General features: G+C 61.2%; 16 protein-coding genes and 1 tRNA gene. 15 read left to right on the top strand and 2 right to left on the bottom strand.

From position 1 onward, the window contains the following. Positions 1–35 precede the first annotated feature (35 nt). The gene (locus JJJ17_RS02865) at positions 36–3,152 is read right to left on the bottom strand and encodes a calcium-binding protein (protein ID WP_200683634.1); all 3,117 of its coding nucleotides are present in this window, start codon (positions 3,150–3,152) and stop codon (positions 36–38) included. Between the two features lie 317 nt (positions 3,153–3,469). Between JJJ17_RS02865 and sucC the strand changes: the two genes are divergently transcribed. The 15 genes from sucC to JJJ17_RS02790 all read left to right on the top strand — a co-directional run bounded on the left by sucC (position 3,470) and on the right by JJJ17_RS02790 (position 17,393). Further along, on the top strand, positions 3,470–4,663 hold the full coding sequence (sucC, locus tag JJJ17_RS02860; RefSeq protein WP_200683633.1) for an ADP-forming succinate--CoA ligase subunit beta: 1,194 nt from the start codon (positions 3,470–3,472) through the stop codon (positions 4,661–4,663). Positions 4,664–4,697: 34 nt separating this feature from the next. Next, positions 4,698–5,714, top strand: coding sequence for a polysaccharide pyruvyl transferase family protein (locus tag JJJ17_RS02855; RefSeq protein ID WP_200683632.1), 1,017 nt, complete (start codon positions 4,698–4,700; stop codon positions 5,712–5,714). 267 nt (positions 5,715–5,981) lie between these two features. After that, positions 5,982–6,476 carry a hypothetical protein gene (locus JJJ17_RS02850; protein ID WP_200683631.1) on the top strand — a complete coding sequence of 165 codons (495 nt, stop codon included), beginning with the start codon at positions 5,982–5,984 and terminating at the stop codon, positions 6,474–6,476. 88 nt (positions 6,477–6,564) lie between these two features. Continuing rightward, a complete protein-coding gene (gene sucD, locus JJJ17_RS02845) occupies positions 6,565–7,449 on the top strand; it encodes a succinate--CoA ligase subunit alpha (RefSeq protein WP_200683630.1) in 885 nt (294 codons plus the stop codon). A gap of 56 nt (positions 7,450–7,505) precedes the next feature. Then, positions 7,506–7,844 (top strand): hypothetical protein, encoded by a 339-nt coding sequence (locus JJJ17_RS02840; protein ID WP_200683629.1) that lies wholly within the window; start codon positions 7,506–7,508, stop codon positions 7,842–7,844. Positions 7,845–7,908: 64 nt separating this feature from the next. Beyond that, positions 7,909–8,349, top strand: a complete 441-nt coding sequence (locus JJJ17_RS02835; protein WP_200683628.1) for a hypothetical protein — start codon at positions 7,909–7,911, stop codon at positions 8,347–8,349. A 12-nt stretch (positions 8,350–8,361) separates the two neighbouring features. Then, positions 8,362–9,075: a hypothetical protein gene (locus tag JJJ17_RS02830; protein ID WP_200683626.1), complete on the top strand. Its 714-nt coding sequence runs from the start codon at positions 8,362–8,364 to the stop codon at positions 9,073–9,075. After that, positions 9,072–12,038, top strand: coding sequence for a 2-oxoglutarate dehydrogenase E1 component (locus tag JJJ17_RS02825; protein ID WP_200683624.1), 2,967 nt, complete (start codon positions 9,072–9,074; stop codon positions 12,036–12,038). The genes JJJ17_RS02830 and JJJ17_RS02825 overlap by 4 nt, the downstream gene beginning before the upstream one ends. A 4-nt stretch (positions 12,039–12,042) precedes the next feature. Then, a complete protein-coding gene (gene odhB, locus JJJ17_RS02820; protein ID WP_200683622.1) occupies positions 12,043–13,662 on the top strand; it encodes a 2-oxoglutarate dehydrogenase complex dihydrolipoyllysine-residue succinyltransferase in 1,620 nt (539 codons plus the stop codon). A 4-nt stretch (positions 13,663–13,666) separates the two neighbouring features. Further along, positions 13,667–13,987: a hypothetical protein gene (locus tag JJJ17_RS02815; RefSeq protein WP_200683620.1), complete on the top strand. Its 321-nt coding sequence runs from the start codon at positions 13,667–13,669 to the stop codon at positions 13,985–13,987. A 185-nt stretch (positions 13,988–14,172) separates the two neighbouring features. After that, positions 14,173–14,427 carry a hypothetical protein gene (locus tag JJJ17_RS02810; protein ID WP_200683618.1) on the top strand — a complete coding sequence of 85 codons (255 nt, stop codon included), beginning with the start codon at positions 14,173–14,175 and terminating at the stop codon, positions 14,425–14,427. A 3-nt stretch (positions 14,428–14,430) separates the two neighbouring features. Beyond that, a complete protein-coding gene (locus JJJ17_RS02805; RefSeq protein ID WP_200683616.1) occupies positions 14,431–14,823 on the top strand; it encodes an MAPEG family protein in 393 nt (130 codons plus the stop codon). Positions 14,824–14,919: 96 nt separating this feature from the next. Continuing rightward, a complete protein-coding gene (gene lpdA / locus JJJ17_RS02800) occupies positions 14,920–16,314 on the top strand; it encodes a dihydrolipoyl dehydrogenase (protein WP_200683614.1) in 1,395 nt (464 codons plus the stop codon). Next, positions 16,307–16,819 carry a lytic transglycosylase domain-containing protein gene (locus tag JJJ17_RS02795; protein ID WP_200683612.1) on the top strand — a complete coding sequence of 171 codons (513 nt, stop codon included), beginning with the start codon at positions 16,307–16,309 and terminating at the stop codon, positions 16,817–16,819. The genes lpdA and JJJ17_RS02795 overlap by 8 nt, the downstream gene beginning before the upstream one ends. Positions 16,820–16,955: 136 nt before the next feature. Then, complete coding sequence (locus tag JJJ17_RS02790) at positions 16,956–17,393, top strand: hypothetical protein (protein ID WP_200683610.1); 438 nt, start codon at positions 16,956–16,958, stop codon at positions 17,391–17,393. A 20-nt stretch (positions 17,394–17,413) separates the two neighbouring features. Here JJJ17_RS02790 and JJJ17_RS02785 read toward each other — a convergent pair. Continuing rightward, positions 17,414–17,490: transfer RNA gene (locus tag JJJ17_RS02785), tRNA-Arg, on the bottom strand. Positions 17,491–17,545: the final 55 nt, after the last annotated feature.

Raw genomic sequence — 17,545 nt, 5'->3', positions numbered from 1 at the left:
ATCTGCGCGCCTTTTGTTTTTTCGGCAGGCTTCGATCAGGAGAAGATGAAGTCCGACTGATCGATGTAGAAGTAAGCAACGTTTTCGATCACGATTGTCGTGCCGCCGAAGCTTACATGGGTGTCGTTGCCTGACGAGGTGATCGTCAGATCCGAGTAATCGACATTCCCCAGAACCTGGATCTTGTCGGCATTGTTCTGGAAGTCCTCGATCGTATCGCGGCCCTCCCTTGCGGCAAAGATGAACACGTCATTGCCTTCGCCACCCAGCAAATCGTCATTGCCGGTGCCGCCACGCAGACGGTCATTGCCGGTGCCGCCGACAAGCCGGTCATTGCCGGCGCCGCCCGACAGCGTATCGGCACCGCCGCCGCCCATCAGCAGGTTGGCCGAGCCATTGCCGACAAGGAAATCCTTGCCGTTCCCGGTCACGACCTGTTCGATCCCGATCAGGACATCATTGCCCTGTCCGGTGTTCTGCGCGCCGGTTTTGCTCAGGTCCACCCTGATATTGGCGTTGGTGTCAAAGATCACGCGATCCACACCGTTGCCGCCATCCAGCGTGTCGTTCCCGGCTCCGCCGTTCAGGGTGTCATTGCCACCAGCGCCGATCAGACGATCATTGCCCGCATTGCCGATCAACTCGTTGGCAATGCCGTTGCCGGTCAGACGGTCATTGCCGCTGCCGCCGGTGACGCCCTCCATATTCAGGATACGGTCATTACCATAGCCCGTCGCCTGCACGCCGGTATTGGCCAGCGACACCGTAACCGCCGCCGCGCCCGAGAACACCAGCATGTCACGGCCAGCGCCGCCATCCAGTTGATCGTTGCCAGCACCGCCATCCAGCGTGTCGTTTCCGGCACCGCCCAGCAGCGTATCGTTCCCGGCATTGCTCACCAGCGTGTTGTTACCGGCGCTCCCGGTCAGGCGGTCATTCCCCGAACCCGAGCTGATATTTTCGATCCCGATCAGCCGATCCGAACCATAGCCGGTATTCTGCGCCGCCGTCGTCGCCAGACTGACCGTGGCCGCTTTGCTGCCCAGATACAGCGCGGTATCCGCACCCGTTCCGCCATTGAGGACGTCATTGCCCTCGCCGCCGACCAGAGTGTCGTTGCCCGCGCCGCCGCTCAGCTCATTGGCGCCAGCATTCCCCTCAAGCCGGTCAGCGCGCGAGGAACCGATCAGCCCCTCGATCGAGACCAGCCGGTCGCTTCCCAGATTGGAGCTGATGAACTGCGCGCCGGTCACGGCAAGGCTGACCCGGACGCCCGCATTCGAATCGGTGAAGGAGGCGAAATCGAAGCCATTGCCGCCGTTCAGCAGGTCATTGCCGCCTCCGCCACGCAGGGTGTCGTTGCCGCCATTGCCGATCAGGGTGTTCGCACGCGCATCGCCGGACAGCCGGTCATTATGTGCCGAACCGTTGACATTCTCGATCGAGATCAGCGTGTCGCTGCCTTGCGATCCGCCGATGGACTGCGCGACGGTCTTCGACAGATCGACCGTAACCCCGCCGCTTGCCTGAGAGTAATCGGCCGTATCAGCACCGTCGCCACCGTTCAGACGGTCATTGCCCGCGCCGCCACGCAACGTGTCATTGCCTGCGCCGCCAAAAACGTCGTCATTGCCGCGATAACCGATGAACAGGTCATTGCCATCGCCCAGATCGATATCACCGTAATCGACGATATTCTGCATCCCGCTCAGGTTGATAACATCCTTACTGCCGGTGCCGTTGATATCGTAGTAATTCATGTCGAAGGTTTCGGTGTTGATGACATTCGCAGTCGTCAGCAGGAACTTCGACAAAGTGATATGGCTGGTCAGCGAAATAACATCCTCGCCTGCCCCGCCGTCAAAGGTGTCCTGACCGAAACCAGAGCCGCCGATGCGGAAGACATCGTTGCCATTCCCGCCGGCCAACAGGTCGTTACCCGTGCCGCCGGTGAAGGTGTCGTTGCCTGCATTGCCGCGAAGCGTGTCGTTGCCTGCGCCGCCGAAGACAACATCATTGCCGCGATATCCAACGAACAGATCCCTGCCATCGCCAAGGTCGATATCGCCATAGTCGATGATACTGCCTATCCCGCTCAGATTGACGGTATCTCCGTCCCCTGTGCCGGTGATGTCGTAATAGTTCATGTCGAAGATTTCGGTGTTGATCACATTAGACGTGGTCAACAGGAAGCTCGACACGGTGATGTGGCTGGTCAGCGAAATGATGTCGGTGCCGTCGCCGCCATCGAAGGTGTCATGACCGAAGCCAGAGCCGCCGATGCGGAAGAAGTCGTCGCCAGTGCCGCCAACGAACAGGTCGTCGCCGGTGCCGCCGGTCAACGTATCGTTGCCTGCATTGCCACGAAGCGTGTCATCGCCCGCGCCGCCAAATACCTCATCATTGCCGCGATGGCCTATGAACAGGTCGTCACCATCACTCAGGTCGATATCGCCATAGTCGATGATGCTGCCCATCCCGCTGAGATCGACGGTATCAGCGCCGCCGGTCCCAAGAATGTCATAATAGTTCATGTCGAAGATTTCGGTGTCGATGACATTCGTCGTCGTCAACAGGAAGCTCGACACGGTGATATGGCTGGTCAGCGAGATCGTATCCTCGCCATCGCCACCGTCAAAAATGTCATAGCCGAAGCCCGCTCCGCCGATGCGGAAGACATCGTTGCCGGTGCCGCCATACAGAAAGTCGTTGCCGGTGCCGCCGGTCAGCGTATCGTTGCCCCCGCCGCCATACATGGTGTCGTTGCCAGACCCGCCGGCAGCGGCGTCATTGCCCTGATAGCCCCGGAACAGATCTGCACCGTCACCAAGGTCGATATCGCCATAATCGAGAATCGTGTTGATCCCGCTCAGGTCGATGGTATCGCCTGCGCCAGTCCCAAGGATATCGTAATAGTTCATGTCCAGCGCTTCGATGCCGAACACATATTGAGTGGTCAGCAGCAGGCTTGACTGGGTGATATGGGTCGAAAATGCGATGACGTCGTAGCCGTCGCCGCCGTTGAAAGTATCGATACCAAAGCTCGAGCCACCGATGCGGATAACGTCGTCGCCGCCAAGCCCGTTGATCTGGTCGTTGCCTGCACCGCTGATGAGCGTATCGTTACCCTCGGTGCCATTGATTACAGCCATTTTTTCCTCGCAAGGTCCGAATAAGAAAATTCAAACACAGCAGCTTTTCGTGAAGGTTAAGGAATCGTCAATATGGATTTTTCGCCCAGTCAGCGTGAGAGTTCGCAAAGTTTCGTTTTTTGCAGAAGATACTGGCCGATAGCGCTTTAGGTCATTTTCAGCCGATCGCCCGATTGGCTTTGTGATCACAGCCAAGAACCGTGTGATCACAGACGGCGGATTACAGCCGATTTTGCGCTAACAGCTTGCGAAGGCAGTTCATCGGTCGCGATTCCTGTGTCAGAACCCCGGCCAACCGAATTCTCCGGGGGATAACGATGAACATCCACGAATACCAAGCCAAAGGGCTTTTGCGTCAATACGGTGCGCCGGTCAGCGATGGCCGCATCGTCACCAAAGCCGATGAGGCGAAATCCGCTGCGGGCGAACTGGACGGCCCGCTTTGGGTCGTGAAAGCCCAGATCCATGCAGGCGGTCGCGGCAAGGGCAGCTTCAAGGAAAAGGAAGCCGGTGAAAAAGGCGGCGTCCGTCTGGCCAAGTCGGTTTCGGAAGCCGAGGAACTGACCCGTCAGATGCTGGGCCGCACGCTGGTCACGCACCAGACCGGCCCGGTCGGCAAGCAGGTCAACCGCATCTATATCGAAGACGGCAGCGACATCAGCCGCGAGCTGTATCTGGCGCTGCTGGTCGATCGCGGCAGCTCGCGCGTCAGCTTTGTCGCCTCGACCGAAGGCGGCATGGACATCGAGGAAGTCGCAGCCTCGACCCCGGAAAAGATCGTCAGCTTCAGCGTCGATCCGGCCTCGGGCCTGTCGGATTTCCACGGTCGCCGCGTGGCCTTTGCCCTTGGGCTGGAAGGCGCGCAGGTCAAGCAATGCGTGGCCCTGGTCAAGAACCTCTATCGTCTCTTCATCGAGAAGGACATGGAGATGCTGGAAATCAACCCGCTGATCGTCACCACCGACGGCAATCTGAAATGTCTCGACGCGAAGATGGGTTTTGACAACAACGCCCTCTATCGTCAGCCCGACATCATGGCGCTGCGCGACGAGACCGAGGAAGACCCGAAGGAACTGGCCGCCTCGAAGTTCGATCTGAACTACATCGCGCTGGACGGCGAGATCGGCTGCATGGTGAACGGCGCCGGTCTGGCGATGGCCACCATGGACATCATCAAGCTGTACGGTGCCGAGCCCGCCAACTTCCTTGACGTGGGCGGCGGCGCCACCCGCGAGAAGGTGACCGAGGCGTTCAAGATCATCACCTCGGATCCGAAGGTCAAAGGCATTCTGGTCAACATCTTCGGCGGCATCATGCGCTGCGACATCATCGCGGAAGGCATCGTCGCCGCCGTGAAAGAGGTGGGCCTGCAGGTTCCTCTGGTCGTGCGTCTGGAAGGCACCAATGTCGAGCTGGGCAAACAGATCATCCGCGACAGCGGGCTGAACGTGATCCCGGCTGACGACCTGTCGGACGCGGCCGAGAAGATCGTGAAAGCGGTCAAAGGCTAAGGCACGGGCAAGCGGGCAAACGGAAGATAGTTGCATGTCAGGGCCGAGCCAGACCCACATCACCAGCCAGAACCGCCACCTGCGCGACAGCTACGCGCAGGCAATCGGTCCCCTTCTTCAAGGGGCAACCGATTACGCGCTGCTGGATTTCCCGTACCACGAGAATATCGGGGATTCGGCGATCTATCTTGGTGAGCTGGCGTTCCTGGACAAATTCTTCGGACGGCCCGCATCCTACGTCAGCGCGCATTTCAACTATCGCGGTGACGTGGACGGCTATTGCAAGGATGGTCCCGTCCTCATTCATGGCGGCGGGAACTTCGGTGATCTGTGGCCTGCCCACCATGACTTCCGGCTGAGAGTTCTGAGCGATCTTCCGCATCGGCGGGTCATCCAGCTTCCCCAATCGATCCACTTTGAATCGAACGAGTCGATTGAACGGACGAAAAGGGCCATCGGTGCGCATAAGGACTTCACCCTTTGCGTCAGGGATGTTCCGTCGCGCGATTTCGCATTGCGCGAATTCGACTGCCAGGTGGTGCTGTCGCCCGATGCGGCCCATTGCATCGACGAGGTTGCAGTGCGGTCGCCTCAGGACCGCATCCTTGCGCTGCTGCGCGCGGACAAGGAGAAAGTCGGACAAGGCATCGCTGAGTATCTGTCCGACAAAGCGACCATTGCCGATTGGCCAGAGACGGATGTCGGTTCGACCTCACGCATGGCGACCTGGATCGAACGGTTCTATCGTCTCGGGAAGAAGGTCGGGGTTTCCGAATCCAGTCTTCTGATGCGTGTCCGCGAACAGACCTATCGTCGCCGCTCGCGCCTGCTTGTCGATGCGGGAACGCAATTCCTGTCGGGTGCGGAATATGTGGTCTCGGACCGTCTGCATGCACATATCCTGTGCCTGCTGCTGGGAAAAACCCATATCTCAATGGACAATGTCAGCGGAAAGGTCAGCGCGTATATCGCACAATGGGGCGATTGCGGCATCACGGAATGGGCAAGCTCGCCTGACGAGTTGCGCCAGAAGGTCGAGGCGCTTCCATGACCATACCCTGCCCCGTCCGGCCCGACCAACAAGGACGCGCCGCGCCTGCGGCGTCTCCCACCAATCGCGACTTGCGGGATACATGGCCTTCCCGCGCTACAATAACCAGAATCTGGAAAGCATAAGCATGGCCCTTTTTGTTAACGCAGGAAGTTGGAGCATCTCTTCTCACAGGTGGATGGCCAGACTCGGCGAATCGAATGTGATCCTGGCGGATAACCTGTCGGACGCAGCCGAAGAGATCGTGAAAGCAGTGGAGCGCTGACGATGAAAAAGAAACACATTCTCCTTTTGCTTCCGGCCCTGCTGGTGGCATGTGGCGGAGAGCCGGCCTCTGCGCCGCCGCCAGCCGCCGCTCAGATCGATGTGAAAAGCATGAGCCTGGCGGCTCAGCGGTTCGACCAATTCTGCATTGCCAGCCTTGGCGGTGCCCGGGACGGCGTCGATCTTGCGAATGCACATTACGGAAAGGCGCCGTCCCCGGCCCTGGGCCACCTTAAAATTGGTGGAGATCTCGGCGGTGAGGATATTGGCGTTCAGTATGACACCCGCCGCAAGGGCTGCATGGTGACTTCGTCAAGCGGCAAAGCGCCAAACGGAGACGCCGAGTTGAAGGCGTTGGCAACGGCTTATGCCGCGCGAAACGGCGGTACGATCGAAGGCGGCGGCATGCTGGTCTATACCGTGAAAACCCCGACCAGAACGGCCACGTTCCATTATGCTGACGCTCGGAGCGGTCTCTATTTCTTGGTCGAATCCTGACAACCGGCAGCGTCTCGCACGGTCACGGCTGAACAGGCTGGCATGATCGGTGCGAACCCGCCGAGATAAAATTAAATGAGGAGCCAACATGGCCGTTCTCGTCAACAAAGACACCAAAGTCATCACCCAGGGGATCACCGGATCTCAGGGCACGTTCCACACCGAACAGGCGATCGCTTACGGCACCAAGATGGTCGGCGGCGTGACCCCCGGCAAAGGTGGGACCACCCATCTTGAGCTGCCGGTCTTCAACTCGGTCCACGAGGCCGTGGCGAAAACCGGCGCGAATGCGACCGCGATCTATGTGCCGCCGCCCTTCGCGGCAGACTCGATCCTTGAAGCTATCGATGCGGAAATCCCGCTGATCGTCGCCATTACCGAGGGCATCCCGGTTCTGGACATGATGAAGGTCAAGCGCGCCCTGCAAGGCAGCAAATCGAAGCTGATCGGCCCGAACTGCCCCGGCATCATGACCCCCGACGAATGCAAGATCGGCATCATGCCGGGCAGCATCTTCCGTCGCGGCTCGGTCGGTGTGGTCTCGCGTTCGGGCACGCTGACCTATGAAGCGGTGAAACAGACCTCGGATGTGGGCCTTGGCCAATCCTCGGCTGTCGGCATCGGCGGCGACCCGATCAAGGGGATGGAGCATATCGACGTGCTTCAGATGTTCCTGGACGACCCGGAAACGGAATCGATCATCATGATCGGCGAAATCGGCGGCAGCGCCGAAGAGGAAGCCGCAGAGTTTCTGGCCGAACAGAAGCGCAAGGGCAAATGGAAGCCGACCGCCGGTTTCATCGCTGGCCGCACCGCCCCTCCGGGCCGTCGCATGGGCCATGCCGGTGCGATCGTCTCGGGCGGCAAGGGTGATGCGGAATCGAAGATCGAGGCCATGAAGAAGGCCGGGATCATCGTTGCCGACAGCCCCGCCGGTCTGGGCGAAGCGGTGCTGAAAGCCATCAAGGGCTGAGAAACGGATGCCCCCGGCCAACCGGGCGGGGGCGTCAACGCGAAAGGACGGGGAAGATGAAGCTCGCGCCAATCATGGTTCTGCTGTCGATGGTGACGCTCGCCGCCTGTGCGCGCGCGCCGGAACAGCCGAACTTGTTGCTGCTGCCCGCTTCCCCGGAAGAGCTGGGGGCCTTTACCGGCATGCCCGGCAATGCGGTGGTTTCCGTTGCGCGGATCGATGGGCAGGATGTGGTGATCTACTTCGCCGACCGGGTGAGCGAACAGCAGCTTGCCGCCTCGCCCGCCCGCATCTGCGCGTCGATGGAAGAACGGCTGGTCCGCTATGAAGTCGAAGAGATCGGGCAACTTAGCGGGCTGCCGGGTGTTGATAAGTTGATCGTCACCTGCGGGTGAAAGTTTGACAGGCCGTCGCGCCATCCTAACTATGGGGTGCAAAACGGTCGCATTGGGGGAAAAGGTGGAACGCAAGCTTCACCAGAATATGGCAGCACTGACGCAGCGGATCGCACATTCCGTCGCTCTGCGGTTGCCTGTCCGCGCCTCTGGCGGCCGGATCGGCGCAGCTGCCCCCGCTTTGTCGCTGGCGACGCTGGTGCTTTTGTCCTCGGCCTGCGGGCGCGGCCCGACGCAGGACATTCTACCCGGCGGCATCCCCGCCCGCACCGATCTGCATCAGGCCAGCACCCTGCCCGCCGAAAGCGTCCGCACCGTCGCCCGCCGCGATTTCGGCTGGCGGCTGATCTATCATCCGACCCGCGCCCCGGCGAATGCCGAACAAGGCGCCGCCCGCGCGCTCTGCGGGTTGGAGCGTCGCCGGGTCGAACGGATCGAGCGGATTCCCCGCAGCGATCCCTATGCCGATCCCGGCGCCGCCATCATCGACGTTATATGTTCCTGACCCGTTAAGCACATGAAACCCCGACCGCCCGCCACCCGCCAGCCAGCCGACCGCCAGCCCTTGCAACGCGGCACCCTGCTGGCCTGCCTCGTGGCCGCCTCCGCCATCTCTGTCGCCAGTGCCGCCGACGCCCAGCAGGTCGAACTGCGCAAGACCGGCGAGATCTGCAACGAGGCTACCAGCGACTTCCCCGCGCTTCTGGATCAGCTTGAGGCTGCGGGCTGGACCCGCATCGCCCCGGCCGATCTTACCGAGGATGACCTGACGCTTTTCACCTTCGCCGGAATGCCGAACCGCATCGGCCCGGAAGAGCCCGATCCCGGCGCATGGGCGCAGGCGTGGAAGATGGGCCGTGGTGGCGCTGATGGCCTGCGCCGTCTTGCCCCGTCCGAGGGGCCCGCGTTTCACCGCGCCTTCCTCCGCGCCGAAAATGCCGTCATGCGCGCCGATCTGACCAGCCCCGAAGGCGCACAGGTCTATGGACTTGGCTGCATCGTCACCGTCGCGGGCGAAGGCGCCGATGCGCTGGCCCATGACGGCCAGCCTCCGGTCGAGCTTGCCCATTACACCAACGCCCCGAACGGCCTTGGCGCGGCCTTCGTCTTTACTTTCCGCCCAAGCGCCATCGCCGAACGAGCCGGTGAAGAGACGCTCGCGATCGATCCCGATCTCGTCACCACTCTCAACCTTTTCAAAGACATCCCTGCACAACAGGTGCCCCAATGACCGAGCAACCCAAAAACACCGATTTCCACGATTCCTCATTCCTGCAGGGGCATAACGCCGCCTATGTCGAACAGCTTTACGGCCAGTGGGCAAAGAACCCCGCCGCCGTCGATCAGGCATGGGGCGACTTCTTCCGCGGTCTGGGCGATGCCGAGGCCGATGCCGTGCGTGAGGCCGAGGGGGCAAGCTGGTCGCGCAAGGACTGGCCGCCGCAGCCGCATGACGAGAACACCTCGGCACTGACCGGCGAATGGCCGCAGGCCGCCAAATCCGAAGCGCAGGCGGCGATGAAGAAGATCGCTGCCAAAGCCGAGGAAAAGGGCGTCACCCTGACCGAGGACCAGATGCGTCAGGCGGTGCTGGATTCGATCCGGGCGCTGATGCTGATCCGCTCGTTCCGTATCCGTGGCCACCTGCACGCCGATCTGGACCCGCTGAAACTGCGCGACGAACCCGATCATGGCGAACTGAACCCCGCGACCTACGGCTTCGGCCCCGGCGATCTGGACCGCCCGATCTTCATCGACAACGTGCTGGGCCTTGAGATCGCCTCGATCCGGCAGATCGTCGATCTGATGTCGCGCACCTATTGCGGCACCTTCGCGCTGCAATTCATGCATATCTCGGACCCTGAACAGGCCGCATGGCTGAAAGAGCGGATCGAGGGTTACGGCAAGGAAATCGCCTTCACCCGTGAAGGCCGCCGCGCCATCCTGAACAAGCTGGTCGAGGCCGAGGGCTTCGAAAAGTTCCTGCATGTGAAATACATGGGGACCAAGCGGTTCGGCCTTGATGGTGGCGAAGCCCTGATCCCGGCGATGGAACAGATCATCAAACGCGGCGGTCAGCTTGGCGTGCGCGATATCGTCATCGGCATGCCGCACCGTGGCCGTCTGTCGGTTCTGGCGAACGTGCTGCTGAAACCCTATCGCGCCATCTTCCACGAATTTCAGGGCGGCAGCTTCAAGCCCGAGGATGTGGACGGTTCCGGCGACGTGAAATACCACCTCGGCGCGTCCTCGGACCGCGAATTTGACGACAACAAGGTCCACTTGTCGTTGACCGCCAACCCCTCGCACCTTGAGGCGGTGAACCCGGTCGTGCTGGGCAAAGCGCGGGCAAAGGCCGATCAGCTTGGCGATGCCGAGGAACGTGTGGCCGTGCTGCCGATCCTGCTGCATGGCGATGCCGCCTTCGCCGGTCAGGGCGTGGTGGCGGAATGTCTGCAGCTTTCGGGCATCAAGGGCCACAAGACCGGCGGTACTATCCATATCGTCGTGAACAACCAGATCGGCTTCACCACCGCGCCGCATTTCAGCCGCTCGTCGCCCTACCCGACCGACATCGCGCTGATGGTCGAAGCGCCGATCTTCCACGTCAACGGCGACGATCCCGAGGCCGTGGTCCACGCCGCCCGGGTCGCGACCGAGTTCCGCCAGAAATTCCACAAGGACGTGGTTCTGGACATCTTCTGCTACCGCCGCTTCGGTCACAACGAAGGCGACGAGCCGATGTTCACCAACCCGGCGATGTACACCAACATCAAGTCGCACAAGACCACGCTGCAGCTTTACACCGAACGTCTGGTCGCTGACGGGCTGATCCCGGAAGGCGAGATCGAGGATATGAAAGCCGCATTCCAGGCGCATCTGAACGAGGAATTCGAGGTCGGCAAGAACTACAAGCCGAACAAGGCCGACTGGCTGGACGGCAAATGGTCGGGCTTCGACCGCGAGGGCGCCGAATATGTCGCCGGCGCGACCGGCATCAGCCCGGAAGTGATGACCGAGGTTGGCCATGCCCTGACCACGGTGCCGGACGGCATGAACCTGCACAGGACCGTGGGCCGCCTGCTGGAAGCCAAGAAGAAGATGTTTGAGACCGGCGAGGGCTTCGACTGGGCAACCGCCGAGGCACTGGCCTTCGGATCGTTGCTGGTTGAGAAGCATCCGGTTCGTCTGTCCGGTCAGGATTCGACCCGCGGCACGTTCAGCCAGCGCCATTCGGCCTTCACCGACCAGAAGACCGAGGAACGCTATTACCCGCTGAACCACATCGCCAAGGATCAGGCGAATTACGAAGTGATCGACTCGATGCTGTCGGAATATGCGGTTCTGGGCTTCGAATATGGCTATTCGCTGGCCGAACCGAACGCGCTGACCCTGTGGGAAGCGCAGTTCGGCGACTTCGCCAATGGCGCGCAGATCATGTTCGACCAGTTCATCTCGTCGGGCGAGAAGAAATGGCTGCGCATGTCCGGTCTGGTGATGCTGCTGCCGCATGGCTGGGAAGGTCAGGGGCCAGAGCACAGCTCTGCGCGTCTGGAACGCTTCCTGCAAATGTGCGCCGAGGATAACTGGATCGTCGCCAACTGCACCACGCCTGCCAACTACTTCCACATCCTGCGCCGCCAGATCCACCGGCCGTTCCGCAAGCCGCTGGCGCTGATGACGCCGAAATCGCTGCTGCGCCACCCGCTGGCCGTCAGCAAGGCCGAAGAGTTCCAGACCGGCTCGACCTTCCACCGCGTGCTGTGGGACGACGCCGAACGCGGCAACTCAGCGACCAAGCTGGTCCCGGACAGCCGCATGCGCCGCGTCGTCATCTGCTCGGGCAAGGTCTATTTCGACCTCTTGAAAGCCCGCGACGAGGCCGGGGTCGATGATGTCTATCTGCTGCGTCTGGAACAGTTCTACCCGTTCCCGGCTCAGGCGATGGTCAAGGAACTGGGCCGCTTCACGCAGGCCGAATTCATCTGGTGCCAGGAAGAGCCGAAGAACCAGGGCGGCTGGAGCTTTATCGAGCCCTATATCGAATGGGTGCTGGAACGCCTTGGCGCCAAACACACCCGCGCCCGCTTTGTCGGACGCAACGCCGCCGCCTCGCCCGCCACGGGCCTCGCCTCGCGCCACAAGGCCGAGCAAGAGGCACTGGTGAACGAAGCCCTTGGCATCGAAGGATGAACTGATGACCACCGAAGTCCGCGTGCCCGCTCTGGGCGAATCTGTCACCGAGGCGACCATCGCCACCTGGTTCAAGAAACCGGGTGACGAGGTCGCCGTGGACGAGATGCTGTGCGAGCTGGAAACCGACAAGGTCACGGTCGAGGTGCCAAGCCCCGCAGCGGGCGTTCTGGCCGAGATCATCGCGAACGAGGGCGACACCGTCGGCCCCGACGCGCTTCTGGCCCGGATCGCCGAGGCAGGCAGCAGCCCCAAACCCTCTGCCGCCCCGGCGGCAGCGAAAGATGAAGACAAACCGGCAGCCAAACCTGCCGAAACGACCACCCAACCGCAGGCCAGAACAGAACCGGCCGAGAAGTCGCAGGAAGGAAAGAACAACATGAGCGGCAAATCCGTGGACGTGATGGTCCCCGCATTGGGCGAAAGCGTGACCGAGGCGACCGTCGCCACCTGGTTCAAGAAGGTCGGCGATGCCGTCGCGGTCGATGAGATGCTGTGCGAGCTGGAAACCGACAAGGTCTCGGTCGAGGTGCCCAGCCCCGTCGCTGGCGTTCTGGCCGAAATCATCGCCGATGAAGGCGCCACCGTCGATGCCAAGGCGCGACTGGCGATCATCACCGAAGGCGCCACCGCCGGTGCCGCGCCTGCCGCTCCGGCCAAGGAAGCCAAGGCCGCCGATGCCGAGAAGGTCGAAAGCCCCGGCGCAGGCCCTGAAGAGCTGAAACAGCGCAGCGATGTCGAGGATGCACCCTCGGCCAAGAAGGCCATGGCCGAAGCAGGCGTCAACCGCGACCAAGTGACCGGCTCGGGCCGCGATGGCCGCGTGATGAAGGAAGACGTGGCCAAGGCCGCTTCCGCCCCGCAACAGGCCGCCCCCGCCGCCCCGGCAGCGGTTCCGTCACAGCCTCGCCCCGCCGCCGATGCCGCCCGCGAAGAGCGCGTCAAGATGACCCGCCTGCGCCAGACCATCGCCCGTCGTCTGAAAGACGCGCAGAACACTGCGGCGATGCTGACCACCTATAACGAAGCCGACATGTCGGGCATCATGCAGCTTCGCAACGAATACAAGGACGCCTTCGAGAAGAAGCACAAGGTCAAGCTGGGCTTCATGTCCTTCTTCGCCAAGGCTTGCAGCCACGCCCTGAAGGAAGTCCCCGAGGTCAATGCCGAAATCGACGGCACCGATGTGGTCTATAAAAACTATGTCAACCTTGGCATCGCTGTCGGCACGCCGCAGGGTCTGGTGGTTCCGGTCGTCCGCGACGCCGACCAGAAAAGCTTCGCCGAGATCGAGAAAGAGATCGGCGAGTTGGGGGCGAAAGGCCGTGACGGCAAGCTGACCATGGCCGACATGCAGGGCGGCACCTTCACCATCTCGAACGGCGGCGTCTATGGCTCGCTGATGTCCTCGCCGATCCTGAACCCGCCGCAATCGGGTATCCTTGGCATGCACAAGATTCAGGACCGCCCGGTGGTCGTCGGCGGCCAGATCGTCATCCGCCCGATGATGTATCTGGCGCTGAGCTATGACCACCGCATCGTCGACGGCAAAGGCGCGGTGACCTTCCTTGTCCGCGTCAAGGAAGCGCTGGAAGACCCGCGCCGCCTGCTGATGGATCTGTGATCGGATGCAGGACCATCAGCAGCGTGACCCCGACGAAGACGAACCGCAGGATGACGGTCCGGTGATGAGCAGGGAGGAGGCTGACCGCCTTCTCGCCCAACACCGTGAAAAGCCTGCGACGATCCTTTTGACTTGGATCGTCCGCGTTCTGATCGTCGGGCTGGTGCTGTTGGTCCTGAACCATTTCTTCGGACCGCTGGAATGGATGTGGTTGGGCCTTGCCCTCTATGCACTGGTTTCGCTGTTCTCCAGCTTCGCGCTGGCCCGGCTGAAACGGCGGCAATATGAGCAGCTGGCAAAGATCGCAACGGGGCAGCGTGACTGACAAAGCGGCGCATGATCGCGCCGAACTCCTGTCAGACAGAGATTCGGGGCAGCCCAAGGACCACTGGCCGGAAACTTGCAATCCGGCCCGTTCCAGCCACAGGATACGCCAATGGCATCCGCTTTCCGATGGATGCGTCCGTTTTTAACGAATGGTGCCCCGCACCCAACGACAGGAGAGTGAAGATGCAACTGATTGCCCACTACACCGTCTCTGATTACGCCGCCTTCAAAACCGCCTTCGATGCGGATGCCGAAGATCGTGCCAATAACGGCCTGTCGCTGCTGCAATTGTGGCGCGAAAGCGGGACCAGCGCATGGGCGCTGTTCACCATCGCCGACCAGCCGAAGGCGAAAGCCTATCTTGATGGCGCAGCCGGGGTTTTCAACTCGCAGGGCGGCGTGACCGGGACCAACTTCCACTTTGTCGAGACCGCCTGAACCATGACCCCTGAAATAACCGTTCTTGCGCTTGCCGGTCTGCTGCAGGGCATCCAGTTCGCGACCTTTGCCGTGCCCGCCAATCTGGAACTGGGCACCAAGGTCACCATGGGCCCGCGCGACAAAGAGCCACAGCTTTCCCCCCGGCTCGGGCGGCTTCATCGCGCGCTGTCGAACCATTTCGAGGGGCTGATCCTGTTCACCCTCGCCGTGGTGGTGGTGACGCTGGGCGATGCCTCGTCCGGCTTCACCGCGACCTGCGCGTGGATCTACCTGCTCGCCCGGATCGCCTATGTGCCGGCCTATGCGCTTGGCCTTGTGCCATGGCGCTCGGTCATCTGGGCCACGGGATTTGCGGCGACAATGCTGATGATACTGGCCGCGCTCTTTTCATAGGGCCGGTGATGATGAGAACGGTGCACGAACGGTGTACATGCTGTGCCTCTGTGGTGCACGACCTGTGCGGCCCCGACGGACAAGAAGGAGTATATGATGTCCACCTATGATCTGATCGTGATCGGTGCCGGGCCGGGCGGCTATGTCTGCGCCATCCGCGCCGCGCAGCTTGGCCTGAAAGTGGCCTGCGTCGAGGGTCGCGAAACCCTCGGCGGCACCTGCCTGAATGTCGGCTGCATCCCGTCCAAGGCGCTGCTGCATGCCAGCCACCTGCTGCACGAAACCCATGAAAACTTTGAGAAAATGGGCCTGATGGGCGCCAAGGTCAAAGTCGATTGGTCGAAGATGCAGGGCTACAAGTCTGAGACCGTCAGCGGCAATACCAAGGGCATCGAGTTCCTGTTCAAGAAGAACAAGATCGACTGGCTGAAAGGCTGGGGCGTGATCGAGGGCCCCGGCAAGGTCAAAGTGGGGGATACGGTTTACGAGACGAAAAACATCGTGATCGCAACAGGTTCCGCCCCTGCCACTCTGAAAGGCGTGGATGTGGATAATGACGCGGGCATCGTGGTCGATTCAACCGGCGCGCTGGCGCTGCCGAAGATCCCGAAATCGATGATCGTGATCGGCGCGGGCGTCATCGGGCTGGAGCTTGGCTCGGTCTATTCGCGTCTCGGCGCCGAGGTGACGGTGATCGAATATCTGGATGTGGTGGCCCCCGGCATGGATGCCGAAGTGCAAAAGCAGTTCCAGAAAGTCCTGACCAAACAGGGCCTTAAATTCGTGCTTGGCGCGGCGGTTCAAAAGGCTGAAGCGGTCAAGGGCGGCGCGAAGCTTACCTACAAGCTGAAGAAAGACGACAGCGAACACACAGTCGAGGCCGAAACCGTCCTCGTCGCCACCGGCCGCCGCCCCTTTGTTGACGGGCTTGGTCTGGAGAAGGCAGGCGTCGCGCTGACCGATCGCGGCTTCGTCAAGATCGACAACCACTGGCAGACGAACATCCCCGGCATCTATGCCATCGGCGACGCGGTTCCCGGCCCGATGCTGGCCCATAAGGCCGAAGACGAAGGCATGGCCGCCGCCGAGGTGATCGCGGGCAAGCATGGTCACGTCAATTACGACGTGATCCCCGGTGTGATCTACACCACCCCCGAAGTCGCCTCGGTCGGCCTGACCGAAGAGGCCGCCAAGGAAAGCGGTCGCAAGATCAAGGTCGGCAAGTTCCCGTTCATGGGCAATGCCCGCGCCAAGGCGGTGATGCAGGCCGACGGCTTCGTCAAGATGATCGCCGACGCCGAGACCGACCGGATTCTGGGCTGCCACATTATCGGCCCGAACGCGGGCGAGATGATCCACGAAATCTGCGTGGCGATGGAATTCGGCGCATCGGCAGAGGACGTGGCCCTGACCTGCCACGCCCACCCGACCACGTCCGAGGCCGTCCGCGAAGCGGCATTGGCCCTTGGCGGCGGTGCCATCCATGTCTGACAGGACCTTGACCGGGGGGCGCGTGCAGCGCCCCTCGACCCTGCCCCGCCGCGGCCTGATCCTGTCGGTCCTTGCGCTGGCAGCCTGTGGCGGCGGCGGTAAGGAAAGCCCGCGCGGCGGCGGCAGCCATCGCGGGCTTTATCCCAATGAGACGCCCGAACTGCGGTCCCGCATCAACTACTGGTCGAACCACTACCGCGTTCCGCCCGAACTGGTGCATCGCCTGATCCTGCGCGAATCCGACCACCGCCCCGAGGCCCGCAACGGCCCCTATTACGGTCTCTTGCAAATCCTGCCGCAAACCGCCCGCACCATGGGCTATCGCGGCCCCGATCACGGGCTGCTCAACGCCGATACCAACCTGCAATATGGCGTCAAATACCTGCGCGGCGCCTATATCGTCGCCAATGGCAACCATGACCGCGCGATAAGCTGGTATGCCCGCGGCTACTATTACGAGGCCAAACGCCGTGGCCTTCTGGAGGAAACTGGCTTGCGTGGGTGAACCACGCATGCACCTTAACTTTTAGGGACACTGACAGACACGTTCCGAAATAGGGTCATCTGAAAATACATTGAAACTTGGCGCGTCGGCGACCTTATCTGGCTAAAAGTAAATAGATTTCAGAAAGGTGCATTGGGTGCGCGTAGATTTGATGATTATTTCGGTGTTTCTGTTGATGTCATGTGTGCCTGTTACAACTCCGAAAGGAGCAGGCGAACTCATCAAGTTCAGCAAATCCTCTGATCTCGTGGAAGCGCGGCTTTATTCCAACGACGTGTTTGAGGAATCGGGCTTTGAGGATGGAACTTCCGGACTGAGGTATTTCGATCGTCCCGAGCAACTCCAAAAAGGAGCATTCGATTCAGCACTTGGCTACCTTCGAGGCCACCCATTTGAGGCGAAGGAAGATTTCGGGGTCGAGAGACCGTGCCGGGAAAATGATGCTCAGATTATAATAACTTACTTTGGCGATGAATATGAAAGCTTCGTGTATACCGCTCCGTGTTGGGACGAGGAAATAGGCCCCTATCTGGATCATCTTATTGATTTGATAGGTCAGTATCGCGCGGATTAGTTGACGATATGAAAAGCCTTTGGCGATCCCGGAAGGGCTCGAACCCTCAACCTGCCGATTAGAAGTCGGCTGCTCTATCCAGTTGAGCTACGGGACCGCATGGGCCGCTTTCTGCGTGATCAGACGCGCCTGCGCAAGTCATTCGCGTCACG

The organism is Paracoccus caeni, from assembly GCF_016629665.1.
Taxonomy (GTDB): domain Bacteria; phylum Pseudomonadota; class Alphaproteobacteria; order Rhodobacterales; family Rhodobacteraceae; genus Paracoccus; species Paracoccus caeni.
This window is presented reverse-complemented; position numbering and strand designations above follow the sequence as displayed.

What these genes read in the sequence shown, in the direction of transcription:
- JJJ17_RS02865 (WP_200683634.1), bottom strand. Translation starts at nt 3,152, where the DNA reads ATGGCTGTAATCAATGGCACCGAGGGTAACGATACGCTCATCAGCGGT.
- sucC (WP_200683633.1), top strand. Translation starts at nt 3,470, where the DNA reads ATGAACATCCACGAATACCAAGCCAAAGGGCTTTTGCGTCAATACGGT.
- JJJ17_RS02855 (WP_200683632.1), top strand. Translation starts at nt 4,698, where the DNA reads ATGTCAGGGCCGAGCCAGACCCACATCACCAGCCAGAACCGCCACCTG.
- JJJ17_RS02850 (WP_200683631.1), top strand. Translation starts at nt 5,982, where the DNA reads ATGAAAAAGAAACACATTCTCCTTTTGCTTCCGGCCCTGCTGGTGGCA.
- sucD (WP_200683630.1), top strand. Translation starts at nt 6,565, where the DNA reads ATGGCCGTTCTCGTCAACAAAGACACCAAAGTCATCACCCAGGGGATC.
- JJJ17_RS02840 (WP_200683629.1), top strand. Translation starts at nt 7,506, where the DNA reads ATGAAGCTCGCGCCAATCATGGTTCTGCTGTCGATGGTGACGCTCGCC.
- JJJ17_RS02830 (WP_200683626.1), top strand. Translation starts at nt 8,362, where the DNA reads ATGAAACCCCGACCGCCCGCCACCCGCCAGCCAGCCGACCGCCAGCCC.
- JJJ17_RS02825 (WP_200683624.1), top strand. Translation starts at nt 9,072, where the DNA reads ATGACCGAGCAACCCAAAAACACCGATTTCCACGATTCCTCATTCCTG.
- odhB (WP_200683622.1), top strand. Translation starts at nt 12,043, where the DNA reads ATGACCACCGAAGTCCGCGTGCCCGCTCTGGGCGAATCTGTCACCGAG.
- JJJ17_RS02815 (WP_200683620.1), top strand. Translation starts at nt 13,667, where the DNA reads ATGCAGGACCATCAGCAGCGTGACCCCGACGAAGACGAACCGCAGGAT.
- JJJ17_RS02810 (WP_200683618.1), top strand. Translation starts at nt 14,173, where the DNA reads ATGCAACTGATTGCCCACTACACCGTCTCTGATTACGCCGCCTTCAAA.
- JJJ17_RS02805 (WP_200683616.1), top strand. Translation starts at nt 14,431, where the DNA reads ATGACCCCTGAAATAACCGTTCTTGCGCTTGCCGGTCTGCTGCAGGGC.
- lpdA (WP_200683614.1), top strand. Translation starts at nt 14,920, where the DNA reads ATGTCCACCTATGATCTGATCGTGATCGGTGCCGGGCCGGGCGGCTAT.
- JJJ17_RS02795 (WP_200683612.1), top strand. Translation starts at nt 16,307, where the DNA reads ATGTCTGACAGGACCTTGACCGGGGGGCGCGTGCAGCGCCCCTCGACC.